Consider the following 3,485-nt stretch of genomic DNA (forward strand, 5'->3'; position numbering starts at 1 on the left):
GCATGACAAACCAGCAAGCTGACGAACCACCAGCCGCACAGTCCAGGACCCTAAACTGCACCACTGACAGCCGTCACAAGATTGCGCACAGTCACTCACGACCCCGGGCAGCACGCGATGCCGTACCGTTGAACAAGGCCACCCAGACCAACGCCAAGCTGTGCACTGCAGCGCCACGACGTGGCCAACAGCATCACCGGACCCCCACTGCAGAGCCCGGCTCACTGACCAGTCACATCTGGCCTCTGACCTGCAGCTTTACCATCGGGCCTCATCGCCCCTGGGAGGGGTAGCAACGTACTGGTGTCCCAGTCGAGGACGTCTCCCCAGCCGTGCCTCATCGCCCCTGGGAGGGGTAGCAACTTCTGGCGGGCGGCGATCAGGTCACGCAGCACCCAGCCTCATCGCCCCTGGGAGGGGTAGCAACCCCTCCAGGCCACCCTTGTAGTAGGCGGTAAGCGTCGCCTCATCGCCCCTGGGAGGGGTAGCAACACGATGACGGCCAGGCCGGTCGTCGCGTTGACCCAGGCCTCATCGCCCCTGGGAGGGGTAGCAACACCAGCGCGGGAGTATGGTAGTTCGCGGTACCCCACGCCTCATCGCCCCTGGGAGGGGTAGCAACGTGGCGATGACCATGCTGGTCCAGCCAGAGGCGAGCGTCTCGTCGCCCCTGGGAGGGGTAGCAACCGGACCCGCACCCGCAGGATGTCCCCTGGCTGCCACGCCTCATCGCCCCTGGGAGGGGTAGCAACACGATGCCCATGATCAGGGGTCCGTGGAGGTTCAGCGTCTCATCGCCCCTCGGAGGGGTAACAACGTGTGGTGGGTCCAGGCGTTCACGGGCGCTTGTCTGGTCTCTTCGCCCCTTGGAGGGGCAACAACCAGATCGGCGTCGTCGTCTCGGAGGACCGGCCGCAGGTCTCATCGCCCCTCATAGGGGTAGCAATCCCTTAGTGGCCGTTGCTCTATCGATCTCGGTGAGCGTGAGTTCGAGGTGGTCGACTCGGTCGGGTGAGCTTCTGGCTGGCCGGGCATGGAAGCGGGGCCTCCCGCACAGCTCGTGGGTGTCGAATCCAACCGAGCAACAGGAGGCCCCTGGTGCTGCAGTCTTCCGTGTCAGCGCCGATGTCGTCCAACTCGGCTTCCCTGACGTGTGATTGCCTCGCTCACCGGTTCGGGAACGCAGGGGACCGGCCGCACAGGCGACCGAGGTACCCGTCCGACATGAGCGACGCGGAGTGGGCCGTCGTGCGCGACGCGATGCCGGTCCCCGGCTGGCTGGAGGGCCGCGGCGGGCAGCCGGAGGGCTACTGCCACCGGCAGATGGTCGACGCTGTGCGCTACCTGGTCGCGGGCGGCATCACCTGGCGGGCGATGCCCTCGGACTTCCCCGCGTGGGACCGCGTCTACGCGTTTTTCCGGCGCTGGCGGGACAAGGGCCTGGTCGGCGAGTTCCACGACCGGCTGCGTGAGCGGATCCGCGAGGCGGCGGGCCGTGACCGGGAGCCGACGGCGGGCGTCATCGACGCGCAGTCGGTGAAGGCGGCCGCGTCGGTGCCGGCCGCGAGCAGGGGGTTCGATGGCGGGAAGAAGGTGAACGGCCGCAAGCGGCACATCGTGGTGGACACTCTTGGGCTGCTGCTGACGGTGATGGTCACCGCCGCATCGGTCACCGACCGTGAGGCCGGCCGGACGTTGCTGGCCCGGCTGCGCGAACGGCATTGGCGCATCGCACTGGTGTGGGCCGACGGCGGCTACACCGGACGCCTGGTCGACCTCGCCCGCGACGTCCTGCGGATCGCGCTGACGGTGGTCAAACGCAGCGACGACGTGACCGGGTTCACCGTGCTGCCCAAGAGGTGGCTGGTCGAGCGGACGTTCGCGTGGCTGATGCGCTCACGCCGCCTGGCCCGCGACTACGAGACGCGCACCGACAGCTCGGAGGCGGTGATCCGATGGTCGATGAGCATGGTCATGAGCCGCCGGCTCGCTCGGCGGGCACGCTGAAAAGTCCCGGGCGGTCCTCTGCCAGCCAGCCCCGCGCGGTCAGGCGCTTCGCCTTCGACCGCACCCCCTCGACCTTCCCGGGAACCGCCTCCAGTCCGAGCGCCACGGCGAGCTGCCGGCAGTCCATCGCCTCCCCGCCCGCCCTGCTCCCACCGGCCAGGACGTCCATGATCCGCTGGTAGTCCGGCGCCAGCACCGTCGCAGCTAGCCCTTCCCGCCAGTGCGGCACCACCGAACCGGGCACCGCCGCCGCGACCTGAACCGGCCGCCCGCCGCCCACGACGGCCGGCGGCACCTCCTCGTGTCCACGAGGTTCCGCCAGGACCTCGCCGACCGTCTCACGGGCGATCACGAACCGCTCCCACGCGGTCTCCGCCTCCCGCAGCTCGGCCTGGAGGGCCTCCACCCGCTGCCGAGCGGCACGTTCACGCTCCTCCAGCAACCCCATCACCGACGGCACCCCGGCACCTCCACCGAAGAGACGACACAACACCCCGTCCCTGCCGCCGAAGCACCCGCCCTATCCCTGACCAGGGGAAACGCACCCATCATTCTCGGAAAGACAACGGCTTCTTAGAGCCGAGGGTCAGCGCGAAGGCGCCGAAGCCTCATCACCCTTTTACTGATCGTTTCAAAATGACTTTCGAAGGCGCCGGAGGCAGATGATGCCGCAGGCGAGGTTGAGTAGTCCCTGGTGAAGGTCGGCACGCCGTTCGTAACGGGTCCGGAGCCGTTTGGACTGGTGCAGCCAGGCGAAGGCGCGCTCTACGACCCAGCGCACCTTTCCCAGCCCGGAACCGTGGGCGACGCCGCGTCGGGCGATCACTGGCTTGATGCCGCGCTTCCACAGCAGGCGGCGGTACTTGTCGAAGTCGTAGCCGCGGTCCGCGTACAGGCGTCGGGGCTTGCGTCGGGGCCGTCCCCGCACGCCTCGGATGGGCGGGACCGCGTCCAGCAGCGGCAGGAGCTGGGTGACGTCGTGGCGATTCCCGCCGGTGAGCGTCGCGGCGAGCGGGGTTCCGAGGCGGTCGACGATCAGGTGGTGCTTGGAGCCGGGGCGGCCGCGGTCGACGGGCGAGGGGCCGACGTGATCCCCGCCTTTGAGCGCCCGGATATGGGATCCGTCCACAGCGCAGTCGTCCAGGTCCACAAGGTCCGCACGACGCAGTTCGGCCAGCAGGGCGGTGTGCAGGCGGGGCCAGACGTTGGCCTCGGTCCAGTCCCGCAGCCGGCGCCAGGCCGTGACACCGGAGCAGCCCACGGTCTCGGTAGGGACGTCGCGCCAGGCGACACCGGTCCGCAGCACGTACATGATGCCGGCGAGGGCTTTCCTGTCCGGAACGCGATGTCTCCCGGGATGGCGGTGTCGTCGGTCGGGGGGGGGGGGGGGGCACCGGGGCCCCCCCCCCCCCCCGGCGGGCGGGACGACATAATAGCGCCCCCCCGCACACGGGAGATCGGGTGGGGGGTTAGTGTTG

2 protein-coding genes, 1 pseudogene and 1 CRISPR repeat array are annotated in these 3,485 nt (G+C 69.3%); of the genes and pseudogenes, 1 reads left to right on the forward strand and 2 read right to left on the reverse strand.

The features are described 5' to 3' along the window. The first annotated feature begins 268 nt into the window (after positions 1-268). Positions 269-947: a CRISPR direct-repeat array (repeat unit 29 nt; unit sequence GCCTCATCGCCCCTGGGAGGGGTAGCAAC). 277 nt (positions 948-1,224) lie between these two features. Beyond that, complete coding sequence (locus ACFWXO_RS45080; protein ID WP_380533003.1) at positions 1,225-2,007, forward strand: IS5 family transposase; 783 nt, start codon at positions 1,225-1,227, stop codon at positions 2,005-2,007. On the opposite strand, the gene ACFWXO_RS45085 is transcribed toward ACFWXO_RS45080, so the two are convergent. Both ACFWXO_RS45085 and ACFWXO_RS45090 read right to left on the reverse strand, forming a co-directional pair. Then, positions 1,973-2,467, reverse strand: coding sequence for a hypothetical protein (locus ACFWXO_RS45085; protein WP_380533006.1), 495 nt, complete (start codon positions 2,465-2,467; stop codon positions 1,973-1,975). The genes ACFWXO_RS45080 and ACFWXO_RS45085 overlap by 35 nt on opposite strands. A gap of 171 nt (positions 2,468-2,638) precedes the next feature. Continuing rightward, positions 2,639-3,394 (reverse strand): annotated as a pseudogene (locus tag ACFWXO_RS45090) (IS5 family transposase); the annotation flags it as partial. Positions 3,395-3,485: the final 91 nt, after the last annotated feature.

It is taken from the genome of Kitasatospora sp. NPDC059088 (assembly GCF_042738155.1).
Taxonomy (GTDB): Bacteria; Actinomycetota; Actinomycetes; order Streptomycetales; family Streptomycetaceae; genus Kitasatospora.